The following is a 2,916-nucleotide window of genomic DNA, read 5'->3' on the forward strand; positions in this document are numbered from 1 at the left end:
GGCCCCGAGCACGGAGGTGTCCGGGGGGGCCCGGGCACCGCCGCCGTGGGGGCGGGCGTTGCGGGCGGCCTCCAGCGCGGCGGCGGCCATGGCGCGGGCCACGTGGCCCGGTACGGACGGCCCCTCGCGGACGTCGAGGTCGGCGTGGGGCGCGACCGCGGCCAGCGAGGCCTGCAGCAGCCGGCCGACGTCGCCGGCGCCCGCGTCGTCGGCGCGCGGGCCGGGGGAGCGGAACGTCTGCAGCGCCCGCTCGGCCAGCTGCGGGAGATCCGGGTCGCCCGGGTCCCGGACGGCGGTGTGCAGCGCGGCCAGCACCGTGTCGTGGACGACGGCGTCCAGCTCGCGGCGAGTGCCCAGCGCGGCCGCGGCGCGGGAGGCCTCGGCGCTCGCGGCCGCCGCCTCGTCGGCGAGGGCATCCAGCCGCCCCGCCGCGCGCGAGGCGCCGCCGACGAGCACCACCGGCCCGAGGGCGAGGGTGAGCAGCAGGACGCCCTCGAGCACGGCGAACTCCACCGAGGCGGCGCCGCCGACGTCCATCACCCGCACCAGGGCGTGCAGCGCCCCGGTGCCCAGGCCGTAGAGCAGGCTGACGCGCAGCGAGCCCAGGGTCGCCAGCGTCGCCGTGGTGGCGGGGGCGATGAGCCACAGCCAGGGCAGCCCGGACCGGGCTGCGGGGACGTCGACCACCCCGAGCGGCCACAGCAGCAGGCAGAGCGCGACCCCGCCGGCCAGCACCGCCGCGGGCGGGCGGACGTCGCCCACGCGCCAGGACTCCACGACGAGCCACACCGCCGGGAGCCCGACCACGGCGAGGGCGAGCAGGTTCCACCACAGCGACAGGACCGGGTGCTGCACGACCGCCGCGACGAGCCAGGCGGGCGAGGTGAGGACGACGAGCAGCCCGGACAGCCGCGCCGTCATCCTCCTCACCGCCCACGTGCCGGGGCCGGGCAGCACCGTCACCCGGCCCCCCGCCCGCCCCCGGCGCCGGGGCTGCGGACGTAGCCGTCCTCGACGGCGCGGTGGTACAGGTCGAGCTTGGTGCTGGCGGGGCGGTCGACCTCGGCGTACTTGCGCCGCACCCGCAGCAGGTACTCCCGGAACGAGCCGAGCGAGATCTCCATCCGGCGGGCGGCGGACTTCATCGGCAGCCCGCTGGCGTAGAGCGCGAGCGCCTCGGCCTCCCGCTCGGACAGGTGCGGCCGGCTGTCGCCGCGCGCCGCGTCCAGGGTGGCCGCCCACTCGGTCGTCAGCAGCGGCTGGCCCGCCGCGACGTCCCGGATGGCCTCGACGAGGGCGGGGGTGTCCTGGCCCTTGTGCACGACGCCGAGCGCGCCGGCGACGAGCGCCTCCCGCAGCAGCCCGGCGTCGGTGAGGCTGGAGTACACGAGGACGTCCACGCCGGCGGCGACGAGGCGCTGGACGTTGGCGGCCGGGCGCGAGGAGTCGGCCAGGTGCAGGTCGAGGAGCACGACGTCGACCCGGGCGTCCCGGGCGGCGAGGAGCTCGTCCACCGTGCCCGCGGTGAGGACGACCTGGACCTCGTCCACGTCGGCGAGCATGGCCGTGAGGCCGCGCCGGACGGGGACGTGGTCGTCGACGGCCGCGACCCGGACGGGCCCGGCGGCGTCGCTCGCACGCACCATGTGACGGTCCTCCCGGGGTCGGTCTGCGGGTCGCCAGCGTCCCACCCGAGGTGCTGCCCGCCGGTGAGGACGGGGCCGGGTGCCTGGTCACAAGTAAGGGCGGCACCCTCGGCTCTCGCCGTGGGCACCGCCCTTGCTTCCCCTTGCCCCTGCCTGCCGGCTGGTGAGTCAAGACTAGACCGGGCCCGGTGTGAACGTCAGGTGTCACAGCAGACGGCCGTGTCCTCTCTTCTGCCGACACGGCGTCGGAGGACGCCCGGGATGCGGCTTATGCCTGCCGGTGAGCCGCGCGCGCGCCGTCAGGGGGTGTCGAGGACGAGCGTCACCGGGCCGTCGCCGACGAGGTGGACGCGCATGTCGGCGCCGAACTCCCCCGTGGGCACCGTGACGCCGCGCTCGCGCAGGGCCGCCGCGAGCGCGTCGACGAGCGGCTCCGCCACCCCGCCGGGCGCGGCCGCGGCCCACGTCGGGCGCCGCCCCTTCCGCACGTCCCCGAGCAGGGTGAACTGGCTGACCAGCAGCAGCCCCGCGCCGGCCTCGACCACCGACCGGTCGCCGCGCAGCAGCCGGAGCCCGGCGAGCTTGTCCGCCAGCCAGCGCACCTGGTCCGGGCCGTCGTCGTGGCCCACGCCGACGAGCACGACCAGGCCGGGCCCGTCGAGCGTGCCGACCCGGCGGGGCTGGTCCGTCGACGCGCTGTGGGCGTCCGGGGCAGGGGGGTCGACGACGTCGACGTGCGCGCGCTCGACGCGCTGGACGACGGCGCGCACCGGCTCAGTACCCCCGCGGGCCCCGTCCGCGGTAGGTGCGGACCGCGGGGCGGACGTCGGCCATGTACACGCCCGCCGCGACGACGGAGAGGATGCCGAGGATGCCGGGCAGCGCCCCGCTGCGGGGGTCGGGCACGGACACGAACGCCAGCGCCAGGGCGACGCCGAGCAGCACAGCCCAGAACACCTTGGTCCGCTTGCTCGCGTACTCGAAGGCCGCGGCGGGGCGGCGCAGGGCGTCGACGAACGCGAAGGCGGTGAGCCCGAGGGCGGCGACCGCCAGGACGAACACGACGACCGCCTGGGCGGAGGAGAAGATCGGCACGTCCCCAGGGTAGGCGAGCCCCTCGGTCAGCGGCCGACGGTCGCCGCGGCGTCCGTGGTGGCGTCCACCGCTGCCGCGGCGGCCTCCGTCGTGGCGCTCGCCGCGTCCTCGACCCGGGAGCGTGCCGCGGCGGTCCGGGTGGCGGCCGTGCGGCGGGCCGCGGCGGCGGTGCCCT

General features: G+C 77.9%; 4 protein-coding genes. All 4 read right to left on the minus strand.

Going from position 1 to position 2,916, the window contains the following annotated elements:
- Positions 1-963, minus strand: a 963-nt coding sequence (locus tag WCS02_RS19290) for a hypothetical protein (protein WP_340295905.1), incomplete at its 3' end; no start/stop codon positions are given.
- Positions 960-1,646, minus strand: coding sequence for a response regulator (locus WCS02_RS19295; RefSeq protein WP_340295906.1), 687 nt, complete (start codon positions 1,644-1,646; stop codon positions 960-962). The genes WCS02_RS19295 and WCS02_RS19290, both read right to left, overlap by 4 nt.
- Positions 1,647-1,945: 299 nt before the next feature.
- A complete protein-coding gene (gene dtd / locus WCS02_RS19300) occupies positions 1,946-2,416 on the minus strand; it encodes a D-aminoacyl-tRNA deacylase (protein WP_340295907.1) in 471 nt (156 codons plus the stop codon).
- A gap of 4 nt (positions 2,417-2,420) precedes the next feature.
- Positions 2,421-2,741, minus strand: a complete 321-nt coding sequence (locus tag WCS02_RS19305) for a DUF2516 family protein (protein ID WP_340295908.1) — start codon at positions 2,739-2,741, stop codon at positions 2,421-2,423.
- Between the last annotated feature and the right edge of the window lie 175 nt (positions 2,742-2,916).

Origin of the sequence: Aquipuribacter hungaricus (assembly GCF_037860755.1) — a bacterium.
Taxonomy (GTDB): domain Bacteria; phylum Actinomycetota; class Actinomycetes; order Actinomycetales; family JBBAYJ01; genus Aquipuribacter; species Aquipuribacter hungaricus.

Coding starts and splice junctions, on each gene's coding strand:
- WCS02_RS19295 (WP_340295906.1), bottom strand. CDS start 1,646: ATGGTGCGTGCGAGCGACGCCGCCGGGCCCGTCCGGGTCGCGGCCGTC.